General features: G+C 68.8%; 15 protein-coding genes and 1 pseudogene. 10 read left to right on the top strand and 6 right to left on the bottom strand.

The genetic code is table 11. The features are described 5' to 3' along the window. Positions 1–82: 82 nt before the first annotated feature. Positions 83–1210 (bottom strand): diaminopropionate ammonia-lyase, encoded by a 1128-nt coding sequence (locus ABT112_RS17530; RefSeq protein ID WP_351510472.1) that lies wholly within the window; start codon positions 1208–1210, stop codon positions 83–85. A 624-nt stretch (positions 1211–1834) separates the two neighbouring features. On the opposite strand from ABT112_RS17530, the gene ABT112_RS17525 reads away from it, so the two are divergent. The 9 genes and pseudogenes from ABT112_RS17525 to ABT112_RS17480 all read left to right on the top strand — a co-directional run bounded on the left by ABT112_RS17525 (position 1835) and on the right by ABT112_RS17480 (position 11322). Then, a complete protein-coding gene (locus ABT112_RS17525; protein WP_351510470.1) occupies positions 1835–2251 on the top strand; it encodes a hypothetical protein in 417 nt (138 codons plus the stop codon). 335 nt (positions 2252–2586) lie between these two features. Then, entirely contained in the window at positions 2587–3672 is a 1086-nt protein-coding gene (locus tag ABT112_RS17520) for a serine hydrolase domain-containing protein (RefSeq protein WP_351510468.1), read from the top strand. Positions 3673–3698: 26 nt separating this feature from the next. Then, positions 3699–4067, top strand: a complete 369-nt coding sequence (locus tag ABT112_RS17515) for a hypothetical protein (protein ID WP_351510466.1) — start codon at positions 3699–3701, stop codon at positions 4065–4067. Positions 4068–4990: 923 nt separating this feature from the next. Continuing rightward, a complete protein-coding gene (locus ABT112_RS17510; RefSeq protein ID WP_351510463.1) occupies positions 4991–5176 on the top strand; it encodes a hypothetical protein in 186 nt (61 codons plus the stop codon). A 692-nt stretch (positions 5177–5868) separates the two neighbouring features. Continuing rightward, positions 5869–6040: pseudogene (locus tag ABT112_RS17500) on the top strand (ATP-binding protein); the annotation flags it as partial. Between the two features lie 720 nt (positions 6041–6760). Next, on the top strand, positions 6761–8461 hold the full coding sequence (locus ABT112_RS17495; RefSeq protein ID WP_351510461.1) for a KAP family P-loop NTPase fold protein: 1701 nt from the start codon (positions 6761–6763) through the stop codon (positions 8459–8461). Continuing rightward, a complete protein-coding gene (locus ABT112_RS17490) occupies positions 8461–9306 on the top strand; it encodes a hypothetical protein (RefSeq protein WP_351510459.1) in 846 nt (281 codons plus the stop codon). Before ABT112_RS17495 ends, ABT112_RS17490 begins: the two co-directional genes overlap by 1 nt. Then, entirely contained in the window at positions 9303–10574 is a 1272-nt protein-coding gene (locus tag ABT112_RS17485; RefSeq protein WP_351510457.1) for an adenine nucleotide alpha hydrolase family protein, read from the top strand. Before ABT112_RS17490 ends, ABT112_RS17485 begins: the two co-directional genes overlap by 4 nt. Further along, positions 10558–11322, top strand: coding sequence for a TatD family hydrolase (locus ABT112_RS17480; RefSeq protein WP_351510455.1), 765 nt, complete (start codon positions 10558–10560; stop codon positions 11320–11322). The genes ABT112_RS17485 and ABT112_RS17480 overlap by 17 nt, the downstream gene beginning before the upstream one ends. A gap of 60 nt (positions 11323–11382) precedes the next feature. Here the strand turns inward: ABT112_RS17480 and ABT112_RS17475 are convergent, their stop codons facing one another. From ABT112_RS17475 to ABT112_RS17455, 5 genes are all read right to left on the bottom strand, one after another. Continuing rightward, positions 11383–12213: a pentapeptide repeat-containing protein gene (locus ABT112_RS17475; protein ID WP_351510454.1), complete on the bottom strand. Its 831-nt coding sequence runs from the start codon at positions 12211–12213 to the stop codon at positions 11383–11385. A gap of 148 nt (positions 12214–12361) precedes the next feature. Next, positions 12362–13432 (bottom strand): AAA family ATPase, encoded by a 1071-nt coding sequence (locus ABT112_RS17470; RefSeq protein ID WP_351510451.1) that lies wholly within the window; start codon positions 13430–13432, stop codon positions 12362–12364. Continuing rightward, the gene (locus tag ABT112_RS35375; RefSeq protein ID WP_502975383.1) at positions 13429–15531 is read right to left on the bottom strand and encodes a Mu transposase C-terminal domain-containing protein; all 2103 of its coding nucleotides are present in this window, start codon (positions 15529–15531) and stop codon (positions 13429–13431) included. Before ABT112_RS35375 ends, ABT112_RS17470 begins: the two co-directional genes overlap by 4 nt. Before the next feature lie 136 nt (positions 15532–15667). Then, the gene (locus tag ABT112_RS17460; protein ID WP_351510449.1) at positions 15668–16567 is read right to left on the bottom strand and encodes a hypothetical protein; all 900 of its coding nucleotides are present in this window, start codon (positions 16565–16567) and stop codon (positions 15668–15670) included. 49 nt (positions 16568–16616) lie between these two features. Continuing rightward, positions 16617–17579: a TniQ family protein gene (locus ABT112_RS17455; protein ID WP_351510447.1), complete on the bottom strand. Its 963-nt coding sequence runs from the start codon at positions 17577–17579 to the stop codon at positions 16617–16619. Positions 17580–17773: 194 nt separating this feature from the next. On the opposite strand from ABT112_RS17455, the gene ABT112_RS17450 reads away from it, so the two are divergent. Continuing rightward, the gene (locus ABT112_RS17450; protein ID WP_351510444.1) at positions 17774–20188 is read left to right on the top strand and encodes a DEAD/DEAH box helicase; all 2415 of its coding nucleotides are present in this window, start codon (positions 17774–17776) and stop codon (positions 20186–20188) included. The last annotated feature ends 246 nt before the right edge of the window (positions 20189–20434 follow it).

The raw sequence follows: 20434 nt of genomic DNA, 5'->3' as shown, positions 1-20434 counted from the left end.
CGCGGGAGCCGGCCCCGCGGGTGACCTCGGTCCGCAGGCGGACGGTGGCGAACTCTCCTCTCTCGTCGCGAGCGGGCCGGAGTCAGGTGCCGGTGACGCGGACCGGATTGGCCTCACTGCCCTCGGTGCTCAACAGCACCACCGTGGAGTCCGGGCCGAGGCCCAGGGTGGCGCGTCGCCCATCGGCGCCCTCGCCCCCGAGCGCGGCACGGACACCGGCCAGCGAGGCGGCGCCGCACGGGCCGGGGGAGAGGCCGAGAGCGGTCAGATCAGCCGCGGCGCGGTCGCTGTCGGCATCGGTGACGGCGACAGCGGCATCCAGCCCGTCGCGCAGGTGCGGCCAGGCGAGGCTGGAGGGAGTGCCGCAGTTCAGCCCGGCCATGGTGGTCTCGCCGGTGGTCACGCTGACCGGTTCGCCGTGCAGGAGGCTGTCGAGCACGCACGAGGCGGCCCTCGGCTCGACCGACAGCAGGGCCGAGGCCGACGGCCCCGCGGCGCGGCTGCGGCAGTGGGTGACGACGGCCTGGGCCAGGGATCCCACCCCCACCGGGACGGCGACCAGACCGGGCGGGCCCGCGTCGGCCGCCGCGAGTTGCTCGTCGATCTCGGCGCAGAGAGTGGAGTAGCCTTCGACGATCCGGCCCGGGATCCGCTCGTAGCCCGGCCAGGCGGTGTCCTGGACCAGCACCACCCCCGGCGCGGCGGCAGCTTCGGCCGCGCGCCGCACGGCCATGTCGTAGGACCCCGCGACCAGTGTGACCTCGGCCCGCTCGGCGGCGATCGCCGCCGAGGCCCGGGGATGCACCCCCTCCGCGACGAACACGTGAGCGCGCAGACCGAGCCGGCGTGCCGTCCGGGCCACGGCCCGCCCATGATTGCCGTCGGTCGCGGTCACCAGCGTCACCGGCCCGGGCGCGGCACCGTCGCCGGACTCCGGCCGCTCGGCGAGAACGCGGTGCACCGCCCACGACACCCCCAGTGCCTTGAACGCGGGCAGTCCCAGCCGGGAGGACTCGTCCTTGACGAAGAGCCGTCCGACACCCAACTCATCGGCGATTACGGGCAGTTCGATCAGTGGGGTGGGAGCGTAGTCGGGCAACGAAGCGTGGAAGTCCCGCACCGCGGCAGGGGCGGGCGGACAACGCCAGGTCCGGGCGGCGGGGCGTGCGAACCACGGCAAGGTGCGGTTGTCAGAAGTCTCCGGCGTCATACGGACAGCGTGCGCCCCACCCGTCCCTTCGGGCCAGCACATGTGTCCAAGGACATTGCGCAGGTATCGCTCAGCTCTTCCCGTCGTGTCGATCGGGGGCCGGGGAATCACCGGAAGGCCCGTACGAGGGGGCGGATCGGTGAATCACCGAGCCCTGCTCGCTGTCGCGGAACGGCCGGGAGTCTCCGTATCTCCGGCGCATCCGAGCCGACAGGCCGAGCGGGGGAGTCCCATTCCCGGCACAGTGTCAGAAAGCCCATGAACGGCCATGGATGAACCGTCGGGCCAGCCAACGGCCGCGAGGCCGACGGCAGGTGGCGCAGCGCCGGATTCGTGCTGAATGCAGCCTGCGAACCGGCAGTTGGACGTGAATTCCGCTTCCGATCGACAGTGTGATGATCGACACGTTCGGTCCGCGTTGACCAGTGTCCACCGCCTGGTAATGATCTAGTGAGAGGGCCGGACCATTGATGATCCCGCTCCACTTGTAAGCCTGGACGGGGGGAAGTTCGGTGAGCAAGACACCCAGGATGCGACATGCTCCGCCACCGTGTGGGGATTTCCTACCCCTCTGACGGGCGAGGCGTGAAAACGGGGGATTTCGCTGCCGAGTCCGTGTTTGCTGTGGCCCAGGATGCCTTCCGGCGGCAGCAGGGCAGGACCGCTCCCGAGGTCCACACGGCCAGGACCATGCGCCTGGGGCGGGCGTCGGACACCATCGACGAACTGACCGAGCAGATCCGTTCCGTCGCCGCCGGGTACGAGGAACTGGAGGGCGCCGCGAGCGACGCCGTGGTGCGCCGGTCCAACGCGCTACGTCTGACGGCGGCCGAACGGGCGAACGAGAGCGTGCTGGACTCCTTCCAGGTCATCGGGGTGGACGCCTATCGGGAGCCGTCGACGAGCAAGTGGAGCCTGAGCCGTCAGATCCGTGACGTACTGTCCGCCCGGGTCATGATCAGTGAGGACCGGATCCGGCTGGGCAGCGGCGTGCTCGCCCAGCTTCCCCGGAAGAGCAGCCTGCTGGACGCGCTCGGATGACCGGCGGACAGCGGGGGCCGTGGAACTCACCCGCGCCGGGGGCGGACAGCCGTCCCCGTCGGCAGGTGCTCCGGAGCCCGGCGGCACACCACCGGCTGTCCGCAGCACAACGCGCTGCTCGGCGCACACCGTCCACGGCCCCTGCACGCGCCCCTTCGAACATCCCGCCCGGCCGGACCGGAAGGACACCACACCCCCTGGCGGAGAACATCGGGCCGCGGCCACGGGAGAGGGGAACCGGCCGGGGGACGGCATCTGAAAGAACGGGCGGTCACCGGGCCGTCACGCAAGCACCAGTGGCCGGAGGGCCCACAGTCGGAGGAAGAGGCGCAGGCATGGCAGGCATGACGGACCGCATGGGCGATGGCATGGTTCCCGGCGACCCGTGGGCGGGGGTGGACGCCGGCCGGCTCGCGGAAGCAGCGGCACAGCAGGGCGAGCGCCCGGTGCCGGGCGTGCAGGACATGGCCACCTACCTGGCCGCCCAGGTCTCCGACACCGCTCACCGGGAGGTGATGGGCCCCCTCCTGGACGGCCGGGGAGCCTCCGGGCTCATCGTGCGACGCGGCACGGTGCTGGCCTCCTGGGGAGATCCGGAACGCGCGGAGATGGCCTACAGCGCCACCAAGAGTGTCCTGTCGCTGGTGGCGGGTCTGGCTTTCGACGACGGGCTGCTGCGCCTGGAGGAGCCGGTCTGCCGGGCGGTGTCCCTGCCCCAGTTCGCCGACACGCACGGGCAGAAGATCACCTGGCGTCATTTGTTGGATCAGACGAGTCAGTGGGAGGGGGAGCTGTGGTCCAAGCCTACGTGGGTCGATGCCCAGAGCACGCGTGAGGGCACGGAGTCGGCTGGTGGCCTGCCGGGAGAGGGCTGGGCCTACAACGACGTGCGGGTGAACCTGACCGCCCTCGCTCTGACCGTTCTGCTGCGCAGGCCGTTGGCCGAGGTGCTCGGTGAGCGGATCATGGAACCGATCGGTGCCTCTGCCACTTGGTCCTGGCACGGCTATGCCGACTCCGTCGTCGAGCTGGACGGCCGGACGGTTCCCGTTGTCTCCGGCGGCGCGCACTGGGGCGGGGGCCTGTGGATCAGCGCGGGCGACCTGGCCCGGATCGGACAGCTGTGTCTGCGGGGCGGGCAGTGGAGGGAGCGCCGGCTGCTCTCCGCCTGCTGGATCGATGCGATGTGGCAGCCGTGCCCGGTCAAGCCCGGCTACGGTCTGTCGTGGTGGCTCAACGACGACCGCACCATCTGGCCCCAGGCCCCCGCAACCGGTCGTTGTGCGCGGGGTAACGGTGGTAACCACTTGTTGTGGGTCGACCCCGCCCGGGATCTGGTTGTGAGCTCGCGCTGGGGTGCGGGGGTGGGGTCACTTCTCGCTGAGGTGTCCCAGGCGATCGAGCCGGCACCGGCGGCCTGAGACTGGGGCAGCTGACCATCGCCCTCATGGCAATGGTCGGGTTCCTCCTCGCGGCATCGTTGGCCGGCGGGCACCATGCCCTGGAGGAGCGGGGACGCTGGGCGCAGGCGGCCGTCGTTGAGAAGCGGCCCGGCAAGACCGGCCGGTGCGCACTACTTCACGAGGACTCACGCCCCATCAGCCCCGAGCTGGAAGGCCGCGGCTGCTCCGGCGTGGCCGAGGGGGAGGTCCTGCGGGTCTTCTACGACCCGCAGGGCGGAGCGGACCCTGTGGTGTCGAGGGAGCCCGGACCGCCCCTGGCTGTGTTCCCTGTCCTGGCCGTTGTGGTCGTCGGGTTCGGGACGTGGGGAAGCGCCCGTATCAGTCGGTTCGGGCGGCGTTACTGGACGGAATGACTTCCCCACAGGCCTTCAATCGGTGGGCGGGAGGCCGCCGCGGTGCGGCGGTGGTCGGCCGGCCCGGGGGCTGGTTGTCCGCCGCCCGCGTCGATCCCCCACGCGACCGGCCCGGCAGCCCTGCGCGGCATCCACCGCCGTAGATATTCGGCCGTCACACCACTCCGGCGATCATTTCCGGCCAGAACGGCCAGGCCTTCTTCCAGGCCGCGCCATTATGGATTCCCAATGGAGTTGTCGACCCGGCTCGGTGATCTCGGGGAGTGAGTCAGACAGGCGTGATACGGCTATGCGACGGCGTGAGCTCGAAGGGTCGGCCGTCGCGAATCCACAGGGCAGAGGAGCGTCTGCCCCTCGGACACGCGCCCAGTCCCGCCGTCCCCATTCTCCTCCTTGCGCAAATGCAGCCTGTCGCCCCAACCGATTGTCCCCGTCCGCTGGGCCTGGTTCCCGAGCGGAGCAGATATGCCCCGTCCCGTGCCCGTGACGTGACCCAGCCGAAGGAGGCCGTATGGCCGAGATGGCCCCAAGAGCACAGCAGCTCATCGACAAGGCCTATGGCCGCATCCGCCGAGGGGAGCTGTCGCTTGAACGAGACTCCTGGGCAGAGTGCTTAGGGCATCGTCAGTCTGCCAATGCCGTCCTGTCGACACGGCTCCGCCCAAGTGCTAATAGGCCTGGTGGTATGAGACGAATCCTGCCTGCGCTAGCGGTTGTTACCGCGGTCCTCCTGTCGGGATGCGGTTTCGACGGGGGGGGGGGGGGGGGGCTCCGTGGCAGCGAGACCAGCCGGAAGCCGGCCCCCCGACCGCCACTGCGTCTCCTGCCCGGCCCGACTCCGTACTGGCCGCCCGCTACCGCAAGGCCGGGGGAGACCCCGGAGTTCAAGGCATCCACTACAGACGAGCAAGGAGGACGAAGTCGTGCTGACTGTGTGGACCCGCAAGAAGACCGGCTACGAGTCCTTTGACGACTTCGCCGCCAAGCTGGCGTCGTTCCTGGACAGTGAAGGCTTCCGCCTGGACCAGGGATACGTGCTCAATGTGTACGGCCCTGACGGGAAACGGCTACACAACTACGACACCACCACTCTGGAGAAGAGCTCGTAGGTGTCCTCTGCGCCGCCCGATACCGCGACACGCCCGCCCAGCTGCGCGCCGACCACCGCGGCCCCACCAACGGCTACTACCTGGATGTTCGCTCGGCGAAACCGTCACCCGGCACGCCGCCAAACCGATCGCCGAGCACGTCAGCGAGAGGCAGCTGCGCGACTGGTACCGGGCACGCGATCTCCTGCCCGGCGGTACCGAGACCGTCATCAACGCCGACAGCGCCCTGCACGAGACCCTCGACCGCATCATGCATGACACTGGCCTGGCCCCCACCTGCCCGCCGTGGAGCGCTGACCGGCATACCGTTGCGGCGCGCCGGCCCCGCCCCGACCATGAGGCCGCCCACGGGTACGGCCATGCCGTGTCCAGGCCGACCGACCAGCGCCAACCTCTCAAACTCGAGAGCCTGGTGGACCTTCCTCGACCCCAAGGGACCAGTGCATGGCGGCTGGGTCAGCAACGTCCACGTTCGCGGCGGCGGTGTACCGAAGTGCGCCTGATAGACGGGCCATTTTTGCCAACACGCGTTCGAAAGTTTCGCACTGACGGTTTCTCAGCTGATCATTTGCAGATTCCGTTGAGGACGAGGGCTTTGCTTGGGCGATGTCGCGGATCCGGCTGGGACTGAGAGTGACGCGTTGCCGTGCGTGCCGTCGTTGCTCGAGTTCGGCGCCGCGTTCGCCGAGGGCGCGTCGCCAACGCACGAGTCCTTCTCGGGCTGGACCAAGACCTTCACAGCCCCCCCGCCTCTGCGCAGCCATCGTCGACCGCCTCACCTTTGGCGGCAGCATCATCGAAACCGGCACCGACTCCTACCGCCTCGCCACCACCCGCGCCCAAGCGGAACGGGCAGCCGTCTGAGCGCAGTCCGCCTGCTCTATCGAACTGGCCCGCACTCATCGACGATCAAGGTCGGCTATGTCGTCTCAATATGTTTGCAGCACGTGACTATGCTTCAAGCTTCTGACCTGCACACCTTCACATGCTGAGAAGGTGATCTTCCGGGCGATTGGCTGCTGAAATCTCGCGGACTGGTCGTACGTCGGAGCTGTGAACTGCTCTTGTGCAGATCATGAGACGCGGCGTCACTTCCACTGAGACGACCTTAGGCGCGGCAAGGTTTTGTGGCGGGATGCTGAGCGTGCCCCCGGCGTGGGCTGCCGTAGTTGTGCTGATGGGGGAGCGGCCGTGATATCACGGCTGGCCAGCGCGGCCAGCAGCGGACACCTCTGCGCGTAGGCGCCTCCGGCCCCGGGGCCTCGCTCCCTGGCTCCCCGCCGGAAGTGGTCTCAGCGGGTCGAACAGGCTGCAGTGGCCGGTCACGTTCGATCTTGATGTGGTTGCCGCCGGCGTGCTTGCTGGCGTGTCGCTTTCCGAGCTCGCGTCGGCGCCGTGGTATGTATGGTTTTGATTGGAGGGTGATGCTGCTGGTTTGGCATGGGACTCTTCGATGTGTGCCTGATCACCTGTGCTCGCTGCTGCTGTAGCGCCGTTTCGTCCGCTGGTAAGCGGTGTGGAGACGGGAATCCGTCGGTGGGGTGAAACGGCGAGCGTGTGGATCGGCCTGCCGGGGGGCACCTGATGAGTGAACTGCAGCTGTGGGATGACAACCCGACGACGGTGGATCTTCTGGGATTCGCTTCGATCGTCGACACTGTCGTGGCCGCCTTGCGGTCGCCGTCTCTGGACCCCGTGACGATCGGTATCAACGCCCCCTGGGGTGGAGGGAAATCCACCGTCCTCGGCCTCTTGCATCAGGTTTTGGACCAGGAACCCGGATATCGCGTCATCCGTCTCGATCCGTGGGAGTTCGACGACCAGTTCGACGTGCGTGGCGCTGTCATCGGTGAAGTCCTGCAGGACCTGCTGACGGCCTACCCGGACGCGGGTCTCGAGGATGCTGCGAAGGGTCTCCTGGAACGGATCAGCTGGTCACGTGTTGCGGCCAGTATGGCTCGCGGTCAGCTCGTGGCGCAGACCGAAGACCTCGTCAAAGCCTTCACGCCGCAGCCGAGGCATGACGCCAAGAGCCTGGCGGGATTCCGCAGCGAGTTCGCCAAGCTGCTTCAGGACGTGGAACCTCTCCAGCGCCTCGTTGTCTTGGTGGACGATCTAGACCGGTGCCTGCCGGACGCCGTGATGGCCACGTTGGAGGCCATCAAGCTGTTCCTGTCCGTCAAGAAGGTGGCGTTCGTCCTAGCGGCCGATCAGGAGATGGTGCGCGAGTCCATTGCTGTCAGTCTTGACGCTACGGGCCGCGGCGAGCAGTTCGCACTCCGCTACGTGGAGAAGATTGTTCAACTGCCGCTGTCTTTGCCGCGTATCAGTACGGACGAGGCGGGCGCCTTCATCGCTCTCCTGCTTTCACAGCGCCGGTGCGAACAGGAGGGGGACTATGAGCGGCTGGTTACGCACGCCCAGCAGCGTCGCGCGCAGGGACGCTCACCAGTTCTGGCCGACATGCAGGACCTGCCGTGGGTGCCCGACGCCGACACTCTGGCACTGGCCAGCCGCTTTGCCGCAGGCCTGGCCGCGCACCGTACGGGAAGCCCTCGCAGTATCAAGCGGTTTTTGAACGCATTCGCGCTGCGCACCCGCATCGCTGAGCGGCACGGCATCAACATCGACGCCTCGGTGATCGCCAAGCTCATGCTGCTGGAGGACAGCCACGGCAAGGACTTCGAGACACTCGTCCGTCTACAGGAAGCCCAGCGGGCCGAGCTGTTGGAACGCTGGCAGGCCTGGGGTCGGGACGAGGAGAAGGACAAGCCCGCTGAGGTCACCGAGGACAGCAGAGAATGGGCCGCATCGGATCCCGATCTCACCACCGCGCCGATCGGCCCGTACCTGAGTCTGGCCGCATCGCTGGTCAGTCTCACCGCCGCCGCGTCCCTGACACAGCAGCAGCTCACCTGGGTCAGTGACTTGGCGAGCGCCTCTGAACCACACCGGCGTGACGCCCAGGCCGAGATCGTGACCGCGCTGGTCACCGACCAGCAGGCTGTCGTCGACGCCCTGGTTCAGCGCGCCCGCCGCGAGTCGGACACCGATCCGCTGGCCGAGTCACTGGTGCATATCGCAATCCACACCCCCGAACTGCGGTCAGCCGTCGCGCAGGGGCTGTGGGAGATCCGCAAATACCTCATGCCCGGAGCCGTCGTCGACATGGACAGCAGCGGCGTCGAGGAACTGCAGGCGCTGATTCCGCAGCTGGCCGAGGCCACCGACATCGAGCCGGCGACGCAGGAAAATGCACGGATCACGACCGCAGGCAGTAACTGATGGGCACTTCCGGTTCCTACGGAGGGAGCGGCAACGCGGACTGGAAGCACGCCCACGAAGCGTTCGACGCCCTGCCCGCCTCTGTGTCCTCCGGCAGTGGCTCCCAAGCTCCGCCCGACCTCCCGGACGGTCAGGAGCAGCTCCTCGACAGCGTGCTCAGCGCGCTGTCCACCGCTCTACAGAAAGACGACGCCGACCGCGGGAGGCCACCGGCCAACCCGTACGCGCTCTCCGGGCTGTTGGCCTCTCCCCGACGCGGCGGCAACGGGGGCGGCGGCGGAGGGGGAGGCACCCGCAACCTCGTCGGAAGAGCTGGTGCCGGTTCAAGACGCCAGGTCATCAAGGGATCTTCCCGCGGCGCCGCTGCTCTGGCCGGCGCCTACGCATTGCGAAACGGGGACGCGGCCCGACTGCGAGAACTCGGCCTGGACCTCGCCGAACTGCGCAGCCTGCGCCCGCTCGCGCAGGTCTCGCGCATCCTGCAGACGGTGCTCGGTGACGCGGGCCACCCCGATGAGGCGGCCCTGCGCAAGGCCGCTACCAGGTACGTTAAGGCCGTGCTCGTCGATCCTGATCCACCCGCGCAACAAGACGGTCTGCGCGGACTCGTCACTGAATGGATCTACGAACTCTCGCTGGTCGAACTCGGATCACAAAAGGCACAAGGAGACCTGACGGCGCAGGAAGCGATCAGCAAACAACGATGGGTCCGCTCCTGGCTTGAGCGCCGCCTCAAGAACATCGATGTCCCCGACACGCGCCGCATGACCGTACAAGAGTTCACCGCAACAGCGGCCAAGGTGACCGGGGAGGCACTGCGCATGCTCCGCGCACGACGCTCATGACAACTGCTCTCGAAGTGTTGCCCCACGACGCCCAGCAGCACGAACCCTCCGCCACGGCCCTGCGTTGGGCCCGCACCGCTGCCCACAGTCCCACGCCGGAAGTGGCCGGCGATCTTGGATGGGACCTCGACCTGATCGGCGCCGTCCCCGTGGAGGCCTCCGACCTGGTGCGCATCGCTGCTGCGGCCTACCTCGCCGATCGCAGAACCCCCCGCCCCACCACGTTCGTAAGGACATTCGAACTCGCCGTCCACACCGTCAATCCCGAACCCTGGAACAGTGCACCCGGTGAGCTGACCGAAGAGCTCCTGCACTGGCTGACCGGTGACGTATGGCACCTGCGCGCCGTGCCCGCCACCGTGACTGCCCGTACGCGCGCCCCCCTCGTGCCCGCCGATGACGTCATGCTCCTCAGCGGCGGGCTTGACTCGCTGTGCGGAGCTGCCGATCACTTGCAGGACGGCACCGAGCGGATCTATCTCAGCCACTACGACGGCAGTACCGCAGTACGGAGCGCGCAGAACATGGCCAACTCCTGGCTGCAAGGCCGCGTCTCCTCCCCCCTGCGCCACCACAGCATCAAGATCCGCCCCAACGGTACTCCCGCTGAATCCACCTCACGGAGCCGCAGCTTGCTGTTTGCCGCGCTTGCAACTGCCACGGCGGCCACCGCGTCGAGCCCGCAGGTGACCGTGCCCGAGAACGGATTCACCAGCATTAACCCGCCACTGGCCACCGCACGTGGCGGTGCCCTGACCACCCGGTCCACCCACCCAGGCACCTTCAGCCGCCTCAATGCCCTTCTGGCCGCCACAGCTATCCCCGTCACCATCGGCAACCCCTATCTCCACTGCACCAAGGGAGAGCTCCTGGAACGGGCCCACAACCGCGCCGGAGACGCGCTCCTTGCCGCTGCCGCCGCGACTGTCTCGTGCGGAAAACTCGACGGAGGCCGCTACAAGGGCGGCAACGCCAACCTCAACTGTGGGCTGTGCGTGGCCTGCTTTGTGCGTCGCGGATCCTTTACCGTCGGCCCCCGCCACGACCCCACCGTCTACCTCGTCGACCATCTGGCGGGCCCCTCACGGGAATTGCTGCTCAAGCGCCGCCGGAGAGACGTCCTGGATGTCCAGCAGGCCTACCTCAACGGCATCGACGAAATCGATATCCTCGCCGTAGGCAATCTGCCTCCCGAAGCCGACATTGATGCCATCGTGGATTTGTGCCAGCGAGGCATTCAGGAACTGAGCCGTGTCCCTCTTCCCTAACGAACTGCCCGCGCTGGACTGTCACGCCCACATCGCCCCTGACGTGACTGACTCCCAGATCAGCGCCTTGAACGGAGCCGTTGTCTTTGCGGTGTCGCGCACCCCGGCCGAGACCGACCACGCCCTGCGACGCCGCGACCCCACCCTGGTCTGGGGCACTGGCGTGCACCCGGCGGTGCCCGCCGCCCTCAAAGACTTCAACCCACACCAGTTCCGCACCACACTGCAGCGGACCTGCTTCATCGGAGAAGTCGGGCTCGATCGCCGCGGCAGCCTCGAACTGCAGCGGTCCGTCCTCACCCAGATCTTTACCGCCGCCCGCGATGAACCGGTCCTCCTCTCGCTGCACAGCAGCGGACGTACCGCTGCTTTGATGGACCTGCTCACCAGCCACCCGCATCCGGGGATCATCCTGCACTGGTTCCTCGGTACTCCCGAAGAGCGGCAGCATGCCATCAGCCTGGGTGCCTACTTCTCCGTCAACGCCGCCATGCCGGACGAGACACTCGCGGCCTTCCCTCTGCAACGCCTTTTGCCCGAGACCGACTTTCCCGCCAGCAGACGTGCCACCGGCGCGGCCCGTCCAGGAGTTGTTGCCCCGCTCGAACAGCGGCTGGCCGTGCTCCACGGCACGACACCCCAGATGATCAGGCGCCGTTTCTGGCAGAACCTGCGCGAATTGACGACCCGTACCCAAGTACTGGACCGCCTGCCGGAGCCCATCGCGGACTGGGCCCTGGAAGCCTGACCGCTTCCCTGCGGCGCACGCCCCGCCACCACAGCACGAACCCCGCGGCCCAAGGGCCCGTCACTCACTCGGAGAGAGGCGTGCGGCGACTGCACTGTTCGCGGCAACTGCATCCGGCAGCACGCAGCCGATCAAGCTGCCGGCCTGAAGCACCTGAGCGGCCGTCAGGCCCAACGCGGAGGACAGGTCGGCACAAGTGAGGTCGGCGCCTTTCAGATCGGCGTCGGTGAGATCGGTTTTCGTGAGATCAGCCCCTTTGAGGTTGGCGTCTCTGAACCTCGCACCGCGCAGGTTCGCTTCACTGAGCCTGACCCCCTCCAGCCGGGCCCCGTTCAGGTACGCGCCGGCCAGTTGCACCTTCCGCAGATGCAGGCCGGCCAGGTCCACCCGCACACCACTGCCACCACGTCGTGGGCGCGCCGCGGTGAGCGCGCGCAGCGCTTCTTGGACCTGCGCGTCCGGCTTCTTCGCCAACTGCGCTGTCGCCAGTGTCGTCGTCGCGGCAGGCGGTGCCTCCTTGCGGACGAATGCGTTGAGTACCCGTGCCGCAGCGTCGCCCTGATCTGGCGCATCCTGCACGATCTGCTCCATCGCCAGGACACCTCCAAGACGCACATAGGGCTCGCCGGAACTCAACCGTTCCAAGGCTTTCGTGAAGCGGTCGGTGACCTGGCCCCGCCGAGACAGCCGGAACGTACGAGCGGTATAGGTCAGGGCGATCCCGGCCCCAACCGCGGCGACCACCTGGACGACGGCGAGACGAAACTGGCCCACAGCCGCCGCCCGGCCGGGACCATCGAGCAAAGACCAGTCGTCGCTCGTCACCCATCGCGCCAGACGCACCGTCAGCGGAGTGAAAACAAGAGCCACCACTCCACCGAGCACCACCACACCGGATACTGCTAGGACGGCCGACCGCGTCCGCTTCCACCACATGCCATGTTTCTATCGGACGCAGCGCCCAGCGCGCACACCGTCGGGGTCAGCTGATCGCGAAGCCCCTTCGTACCGCTGGCTTCCCTCGTGGCCTGCCGGTTGCTCAGCGGTTGTCGCCGCGGCCGATGCGGATGTCGTCGAGGAGATCGCGGGTGATCGCTTCTGTGCCGGTCAGGTGCGCGGTTTCGATGGCTTCCTGGGCGGCCTGGCAGATGAGGTCGTTGAGGGAGTCGATGTAGCCGCCGGTGCGCTTGTGGAGGTAGCGGGAGAGCTTGACCAGGGTTCCGGGCTGGTGGTCGTGGAGGCGCAGGTCTTCTTCGAAGCCCTGGACGCAGCTGTGCCAGTCGTCGCCGTAGGGGATGGCGCCGGCCCACAGCACCGGAAGGTCGCTGAGGTAGGTCTTGCCCTTGATTCCCGGGGGCAGGGTTTTGCGCCGCTTGCCGTTGCGGGCGTCGTGCACGATCTCGCGGGCGCCGGTGCCGCAGAAGACGAACGTCGCGCGGGTGCGGTCCTGCAGGGCTTCGAAGTAGTCGAAGGCGCCGGTGATCTCGTTGTCCTGGATGCGGTCCACGCCGTCGACGAGGACCAGCTGGGTGCGGGCGTGGGCCATGACGTGGGCGACGGGCTCGGTCATGTCGGCCGGCCGGCGGGTGCGATCGGTGGGGTTGAGGGTGTGGTTGAGGCCGAGGAACTCGGCGAAGGGCAGCGACCAGTGCAGGTTGGTCTCCCGTTCGGGCGGGACGCTGAGGTAGATGACCGGGATGCGGTTGGCGTCCGAGCCCAGGTCGGCCTCGATCAGTCCCTGGAAGCCGCGGCCGATCTGGACGAGCAGGGTGGTCTTGCCGGTGCCGCGGTCCCCGTCGATGATCATGTTGGTGCTGCGGCCGACGCTGCTGAAGCGGTTCTTGCGCAGCTGGCGCCGAGCGTCGAGCAGACCGCGGCGCAGCGCCGGGGTGATGACCGGCAGCATCTCGCCGTGGTACATCAGCCGCGGGTCGCGGGGCCCGACCCGGGTGCCCTTGGGAGCGCAGTCCGCGAGGTCGGGCGCTTGGAGCGTGCGTGAGGCAGCGGCGTCCCAGCCCTCCCGAGTGGTCAGCAGTGGGGCCTCGATGGGCCGGGTCACGGCATGGGCGACCTCCGGGCTGAAAGTCCGGATCAGTTCTTCTCGGCTCACAGGCCTTCTCCGTTTGCTGCGTCGTCGTCGGACGCGCTGCCGTGGGGTATGGGGTCGTTGGGTAGGGGCGGGGTGGCAGGTCGGTCGTAGCCGAAGGCGAAGATGTCGGCCGCGTTGCCGCGCAGGCTGAGCGAGTCCGCGCCGGACGGACGGGACCAGGAGATCTGCTCATCCTCATGACCGTCGTCGTCGATGCTCTCGGGGGCGTCCGGTACAGCCGGCAGCGACTGATCCGGGGCAGCCGTGCGCGGTGGGGGAGTGGTGTCTCCGGCCGCCAGGATGTGTTCGGCGTCCATGGCCAGCGACGGTGCCCGCACGACTGTTGCCGGGTCGGGGTCGGGCACCCCTTCGTAGGGATCGGGGACGTCGACATCCAGGTCCAGCACGGGGCCGGTGAACAGCTGCGGCACCTGCTTGGCCTGCGGGTCGGGGCCGCGCCGGGCGCGCTCGCGCAGCGCGGACACCTCGCGTGCGATGCGCCGTTGGTCGTCCCTGTGGCCGCCGTCCTCCAGCACCCGCAGTGTGGCCTGTTCCCAGGTCCACTGGGTCCAGGCGTCGCTGATCAGGCGCTGGTGGATGAACTCGGCTTCCACCCAGTCGTCGGTGGTGTGGTCGTAGAGCCACACGAACCTGGGGGCGTAGGGGCTGTAGCGGATCTGCCACCGCATGCCCTGCCCGGGGATCTGGCTGTGCCGGTTCCTGTACTCCTGCAGGGCTTCGCTGTTGTAGGTGCGGTTGTCGATGGTGACGCCCTTGTCGGTCACCTTCAGCCGCTTGAACGGCAGCAGCTTGCGGTTCTCACGGGCAGTGAGCGGCAGCGGCACGTGGCCCTCGGCGGCCACCAGCGTCGCGTACATCCGGTTCGGGCTGACCGTGATCCCAGGCAGGAAGGGGCTGCGCAGTCCGTCGTGCGCAGTCTGCTGCCAGTCCAGGGCGATCCACTCATCGAGCAGGTCCTGCAGCTCGTTCAGACTCCACAGCGAACCCTCGGCGACGTGCTTGCCGCGCCGGGCGAGATCCGAACCGGTGTATCCGGCGACGTACTGCGAGAAACGCTTCTTCACCGCGCCGAAGGTGCTCTCGATGACGGCCTTGTCGGTGGCGGTACGCGTCCGGGCCGGGCGCACGTTGATGCCGAGCATGCGGCACACGTCGTCGAAGTGCTCACTGTTGAAGATCTTGCCGTGGTCGACGACGATCATCCGGGGCCGGATCACCGGCCGGGCCGCGGCGCCGGCCATGCGCGGATCGCAGGCCACCAGGTCCGCATAGGGCATCTCGGACCGCTCCGCCAGGGCCGACGGCGACCAGCCGGGCCGGCCGGGCATCGGCGCCAGAGCCTGCGCCAGCATCAGCACCGCGTCGAAGGACCGGGTGCCGCGCCCGCCCAGCCGACGGCCCCGCGGGCCGCGGCCGGGAACCTTCGGCACGATCATCGCGCCGATGATCGACCGCGACGCCACATCGATCGCCGCGGTCAGCTCGACCTGCACCGGCCGGCCGTCGTCACCGACCGCGATGATGTCCAGACCGGTGGAGTCGATCTGGACCTGCTCGCCCAGCCGGAGCGCCCACGTCGGCGTGTACGGGGCAGTGGCCCCGTTGGCCGCGTCCATCCGCCGCTGGGTCGGCCACCGCAGAGAGTCCACCGCAATGCCCAGCCGCTCCAGCAGCCGGTAGAAGGTGGCGCGAGAGATCATCAGCCGGTCGTACTCGTCGGGATGCTCCCGCTCCACAGCGGCCTGCAGCCGCTCGTACAGGCGAGTGCCGTGCCCGTCGGACTCGTCCCGCCCCGCTTCCACTTCCGCCAGCAGCAGCCGTACCACCCGCTCGTCCGTGCGCCCCCACGGCGAGCCGGTCCCGACTTCGCGGACCAGGCCGAACACGCCCCGTGCCTGATAGGCGCGTCGGCGGCGCTCGATCGTGCTGACCGAGGAGCTCTTGAACCCCAGTGCTTTCAGTTCGGCGGCCTTGGCGGCGATGCGCTGGCGGACCGTGAACCGTGCCGGATCGTAGTTGGGGCGCGGCACCGTACCCTCCGCGGCATCCGGTGGCACGCCCTCGTCGATCTCCCGCAGATGCCGTTCCCAGTCCCGCACCGCCGCTCGCTCGGCCTGCGACAGCAACGACAGGCCGCTGGTGTCCGCCACCCTCACCGCATCCTGCACCTGGCCGTCATCGTCCAGGAGGGCGTAGTCCTCAGCGCCGACCACCGCCGCCACCAGGGCGCGGACGTCATGCCCCTGCTCGTCCAGACAGCCCAGCTGCACCTCGGCGCCCTGCAGTGCCACCACACGGTACGTTCCGCCCTGCCACCGCACCCGGGCACCCAGCGGCAGCCCGCTCTGCTGCGCCGCCGCGGCCAGCGGTCCAACCGGCGTCATCCGTTGTCCTCCCAGGAGTGGTCGTTACCGGGACTGCCCATATTCGTGAGGTCGGGAGCAACGGCAGCGTCCGGTCGAAGTCCAGCGTGCCCGTCCACAGCAGATGCCAGATGTGACCGGCTGCCGGCAGCCCCAGGCCCGAGACGGCGGCACCCTTCTGCAGCGGGCGCGGCACGGCGAAGACGTCCAGCAGCACCTGCCGGGCTTGCGTCCCCGGGGCGAACTCGGCACCGCGGAAGTGCGCCATGCTCCGAAGCGAGGAGTGCAGTACGCCTTCAGGTACCTGAAGGGGACGGATCTGCCATCCGGCCGCGGCCGCCGCATGACGCAGCACCCGTTCCTCCAGTTCGGCCGCCCGGGCCGCCAGGCGGTGCGGGATGACGAACCGCCGGCCGTCGTGCGTGCGCGCGAAGAACGCTGGCCGTACCGTCCCCTGCCGTCCTTCGTGCTGCCAGTGCAGTTCGGCGACTCCGGACTGGAAGCAGGCGATGTCCGCATCGAAGTCGAGAAGCATCGCCGCGTCCATCTGGACCGTGCTGGAACACCACACGGTCACCCCGTTCGTCGCACAGAACCAGTCGGTCAGGATGGACCGCCGCCCCCGGTAGGCATGCGGCTCGGACAGCGGTGCACGCTCCTCCAGCGGTATATCGCGCAGCAGACCGGGCTCGTGCACCAGCGTGCGGCCTGCCGCACTGCGGTAGTGCACCCGCACGTCGATGTCTGTGGGCAGGCATTCCTGCTCGTTCAACGTGAGGCTGCAGTGCTTCCCCGGTCTGTGGGCACCGGGACCCCTCTTGCTATCCATAGGGACGTTCCACATCAGCCAGGACCTTCCAGGGCACGCAGGAGAGCTCGTCGACCGACTGCATGCCGCCGACCTGCTCGTGCGGTGCGGCCAGGGGCAGATAGGTGCCACGCTGAGGACGTGGAACCGGTGCGCCGAGAGCGGGGTGCTGCGCCCTCCAAGCCCTCAGGCCCCAACCGGAGCCATGACCGAGCCCGGATGCCGCCTGCTGCAGCCACTGCTCAAACTCCGGGGACGACAGTCGCCCCGCCAGCCGCCGGCGTTCGGCCGAGACCATCACGGAGGCGATCCTCATCACGGACGGCAGCAGCTCCAGCGGCGTCGTACGGGACGTGCCCAGCCGCGGTGCTCGTCGGAACTCGTGCGCGAGAACACCGAACGCGTCCGCCACCAGAGCCCGCCCCGCCGGCCCGAGGGTCCGGACGAGATCCACGCGGCGGCGCTCCGCCTCCAGCACGTGCGGTCCGCGAGACAGGTCGATGAACAGCTCCCGGTCGTCGCGCGAATTATCCGTAAAGCGACCGTGGTGAATGCATATCTGCCATGTGTCCGGACTGATCAGCCACACGGAATCACCGGCATCCCGCGCGGCAGCACACAGCGCGCACCCCCGCACCAGATACCCGCCACGCGGCTCCCACGGCCACCTCCACAACGGCTGCCCCGACTTCCCGTCGGACAGCAGATACTCCTCGCCGAGGCTGGGAAGCGCCCGGACCAGCTCCTCGACAGGACGTCCGGCCAGCGCGGCCAGACGCTCCCGGGCCGCCCGGTTCACATACAGCTCCGTGTACCGCGGATCGACCTCCGCCGCCGACAGTCCTTCACCGACACTGTCCAGCAACCGGCCGACCGTCAGCCCGTTGCGCGAGGCGAGCCGGGTCACGTAGGAACCGGTCGACTCCCCGGCCACGAAGCGCGACCGCAGCGGCAGAGCCCGCACGTGCTCCCGCACCGCACCCCTCCAAGCCCGCGCTCCCGACCCTTTCGCCCCCGCGTACCGGACTGTGATCTCGGCAACGACGAGGCGCGATGACTTGGAACAGACTACTTAGCTGACGCAAAGTCGATGGTGCCAGGGCAGTGCTCTGCACCACACCCCCGGTGCACTGCCCCGCACAGCCGCCCCGACCGAAGGCCCGCAGCCCCATGACACACCCTGCCATCCAGCTGCGGGACCACCAGCGCGACGCGTTCAGAGCCGCTGCCCGCAGCCTCGCCCACATGTCCCGCGTCACCGTCATCTCGGCCACCGGCAGCGGCAAGACACTCACCGCCATGCGCGTAGGCGAACACTTCGCAAACGACGGCAACATTCTCGTGGTCGTCCCCTCGCTGAACCTGATCAGCCAGACCGCAGCTCACTGGGCCCGGGACAGCGTGGTCGAGAACATGCTCGGCGTCTGCTCCCTCACCCCCGCACAGGCCGGCACCGTCCGCCTCCCCCTGACGACCGCGCCCCGCCGCATCGCCGAGCTCATCGCCCAAAACTGCGGACCCACCGTCGTCTTCGCCACCTACTCCTCCCTGCCCGCGCTCACACGCGCCCACAAGAAGCACCGCCTGCCGCGCTGGTCCATCGTGATCATCGACGAAGCCCACCGCAGCAGCGGCAACAGCGGCAAACAATGGGCCGCCGTCCACGACAACGCCGCCATCCCCGCCCGGCGGCGCCTCTACATGACCGCCACCCCCCGCACCTGGGCGCTCCCCGACCCCACGAAGAGCCGCCGGAAGACCACCGGCCCGCAAAAGGCACCCGAGCCCCTCGCATCCATGGACGACCCCACCATCTACGGACCCGTCGTCTACCGCCTGGGCCTGGCCGACGCCATCGACCGCGGCATCCTCGCCGACTACCGCATCGTCGTCCCCGTCATCAACGACGAGGAACTACGCGCAGTACTCCAGACCCCAGGGGTCACACGGCACATCGACGGACTGCGCCTGTCCGCACTCCAGGTCAGCCTCCTGCGCGCCATGGCCACCCACAAAGCGCGCCGCGTCATAACCTTCCACAGCCGCATCGTCAACGCCCACCAGTTCAGCCGGACCCTCCCCGACACCGTCGCCGCGACCACCCGCAGCACCGGAATCCGGAAACTGTGGACCTACCCCCTCCACAGCAGCCAGCCCACCAGCGAACGCGCCCACCGCCTGGCCGAGTTCGAAAACATCCCCCTGCTCACCAACAGCACCAGAATCCCCGGCGCCGTCGATGGCGCCGTCCTGTCCAACGTCCGGGTCCTGGGAGAAGGCGTCGACGTACCCGACGCCGACGCCATCCTGTTCGCCGACCCCAAACGCAGCCCCTCCGACATCATCCAGGCCCTCGGCCGCGCCCTGCGCCAGCCCCCAGGCGCCGGCAAGGTCGCCCTCCTGATCATCCCCATCTACGTCGGCCGCCGCCAGACCACCGAGAAGGCCCTCGAATCGTCCGCGTACAGAATCCTCTGGGAGGTCCTCAACGGACTGCGCGAACACGACTCCCAACTCTGGCGCCGATTCGGCGACCCCGACCGCGACACAGCCGCAGACCCCCTCCCCCCGGCACCCGAGCGCGCCGCCGAGATCGCACCGCTCACCGGCCTGCGCGCCCACGAGGTCGACACCCGCGTATGGGCAACCGGCTGGGCAGCCGCCGTCGGCTACTACGAGCGCCACCACCACCTCAACGTTCCCAGCGAATACACAGACCCCTTCAACTACCCCCTCGGCCTGTGGATCGGACAGCAGCGCTCCCTCTACGCCAAAGGCGACCTCGCCCCCGACCGGGCCCTCGCCCTGGAAACCCTGCACATATCCTGGCCCCACCCCCCGCGCAGCTTCGAAAGCCGCCTCACCCAGGCCATCGCCTTCGCCGACACCCACGGCACCCTCACCGTCACCACCGCCCCCAGCACCAGCGACGGTCCCATGTACCGCTGGCTCCACCGCCAGCGCGCCCTCGCCGACAGCGGCCGCATGCACTCCGCGCGCAGTGAAGCCCTCAAAGCCGTCGACCCCTGGTGGAACCCGCCCTGGGGCACCGAATGGCAGCACGACTACACCTACGTCTGCCTCCAAGCCGCTCACCAGACAGCCACGCCCACACCCGTATCCGGCCAAACCCCGGCCACCTGGCTGGACCACCAGATCGCACGCCAACACGACCTGCACCCCCAGCAGCTCCGACTCCTGAGCGACCTCGCAGCCCAGCACCCCAGCACACACCCCCACAGCATGCTGCTCCTGCCGGCCTCCCACCCCAGGACCCGTGCCTTCCACCGCGGGCTGAAAGCCGCCCGCCAGTTCCACAGACGCGAAGGCCACCTCCAGGTCCCTGCCGGACACCGGGAGAACCTCCACGGCGACGAGGTCCTCCTCAACCGCTGGATCACCAAGCACCGCAGCGGCGCCGCACAGTTGACCTCGCTGCAGATCACCGCACTGACCGCCCTGGGCATCGAACCGGAGCAACTCCGGGGAGCAGCGCTCCCAGCCGGCGCCTCTGAAGAAGCGGGCGCGTGGTGGGCGGCGCCGGAACCTTCCTGGGCCGCGCCCATTCGGCGGTTCGCGGGCTGACCGCCGGACCGCCCCGCCCGCAAGTGCGGGGTGGGCAGGGCCGGTATCCGGCCGTCCGGCCTCTACCGCCCACGGCACGGTGCGGGAGCCGTTGTCCACGAGCGGCTTCCGCACCGTGCCGTGGGGCAGAGCGAAGGCGCCGGTACTGCCTGCTCGGAGGAGCGTTGCCTGGGCACGCATCCTGGTCGAGGGAGGATCTTCTGACGGCCGGTGCCAGCGGGCATGGCATCCCCGCGGGCCGGGGCC

The organism is Streptomyces sp. NPDC002055 (assembly GCF_040296705.1).
Lineage (GTDB): Bacteria > Actinomycetota > Actinomycetes > Streptomycetales > Streptomycetaceae > Streptomyces.
Note: the sequence above shows the minus strand (reverse complement) of the source record. Positions and strands in the feature narration are given on the sequence as shown.

Coding starts and splice junctions, on each gene's coding strand:
- ABT112_RS17530 (WP_351510472.1), bottom strand. CDS start 1,210: ATGACGCCGGAGACTTCTGACAACCGCACCTTGCCGTGGTTCGCACGC.
- ABT112_RS17520 (WP_351510468.1), top strand. CDS start 2,587: ATGGCAGGCATGACGGACCGCATGGGCGATGGCATGGTTCCCGGCGAC.
- ABT112_RS17515 (WP_351510466.1), top strand. CDS start 3,699: ATGGCAATGGTCGGGTTCCTCCTCGCGGCATCGTTGGCCGGCGGGCAC.
- ABT112_RS17495 (WP_351510461.1), top strand. CDS start 6,761: ATGAGTGAACTGCAGCTGTGGGATGACAACCCGACGACGGTGGATCTT.
- ABT112_RS17490 (WP_351510459.1), top strand. CDS start 8,461: ATGGGCACTTCCGGTTCCTACGGAGGGAGCGGCAACGCGGACTGGAAG.
- ABT112_RS17485 (WP_351510457.1), top strand. CDS start 9,303: ATGACAACTGCTCTCGAAGTGTTGCCCCACGACGCCCAGCAGCACGAA.
- ABT112_RS17450 (WP_351510444.1), top strand. CDS start 17,774: ATGACACACCCTGCCATCCAGCTGCGGGACCACCAGCGCGACGCGTTC.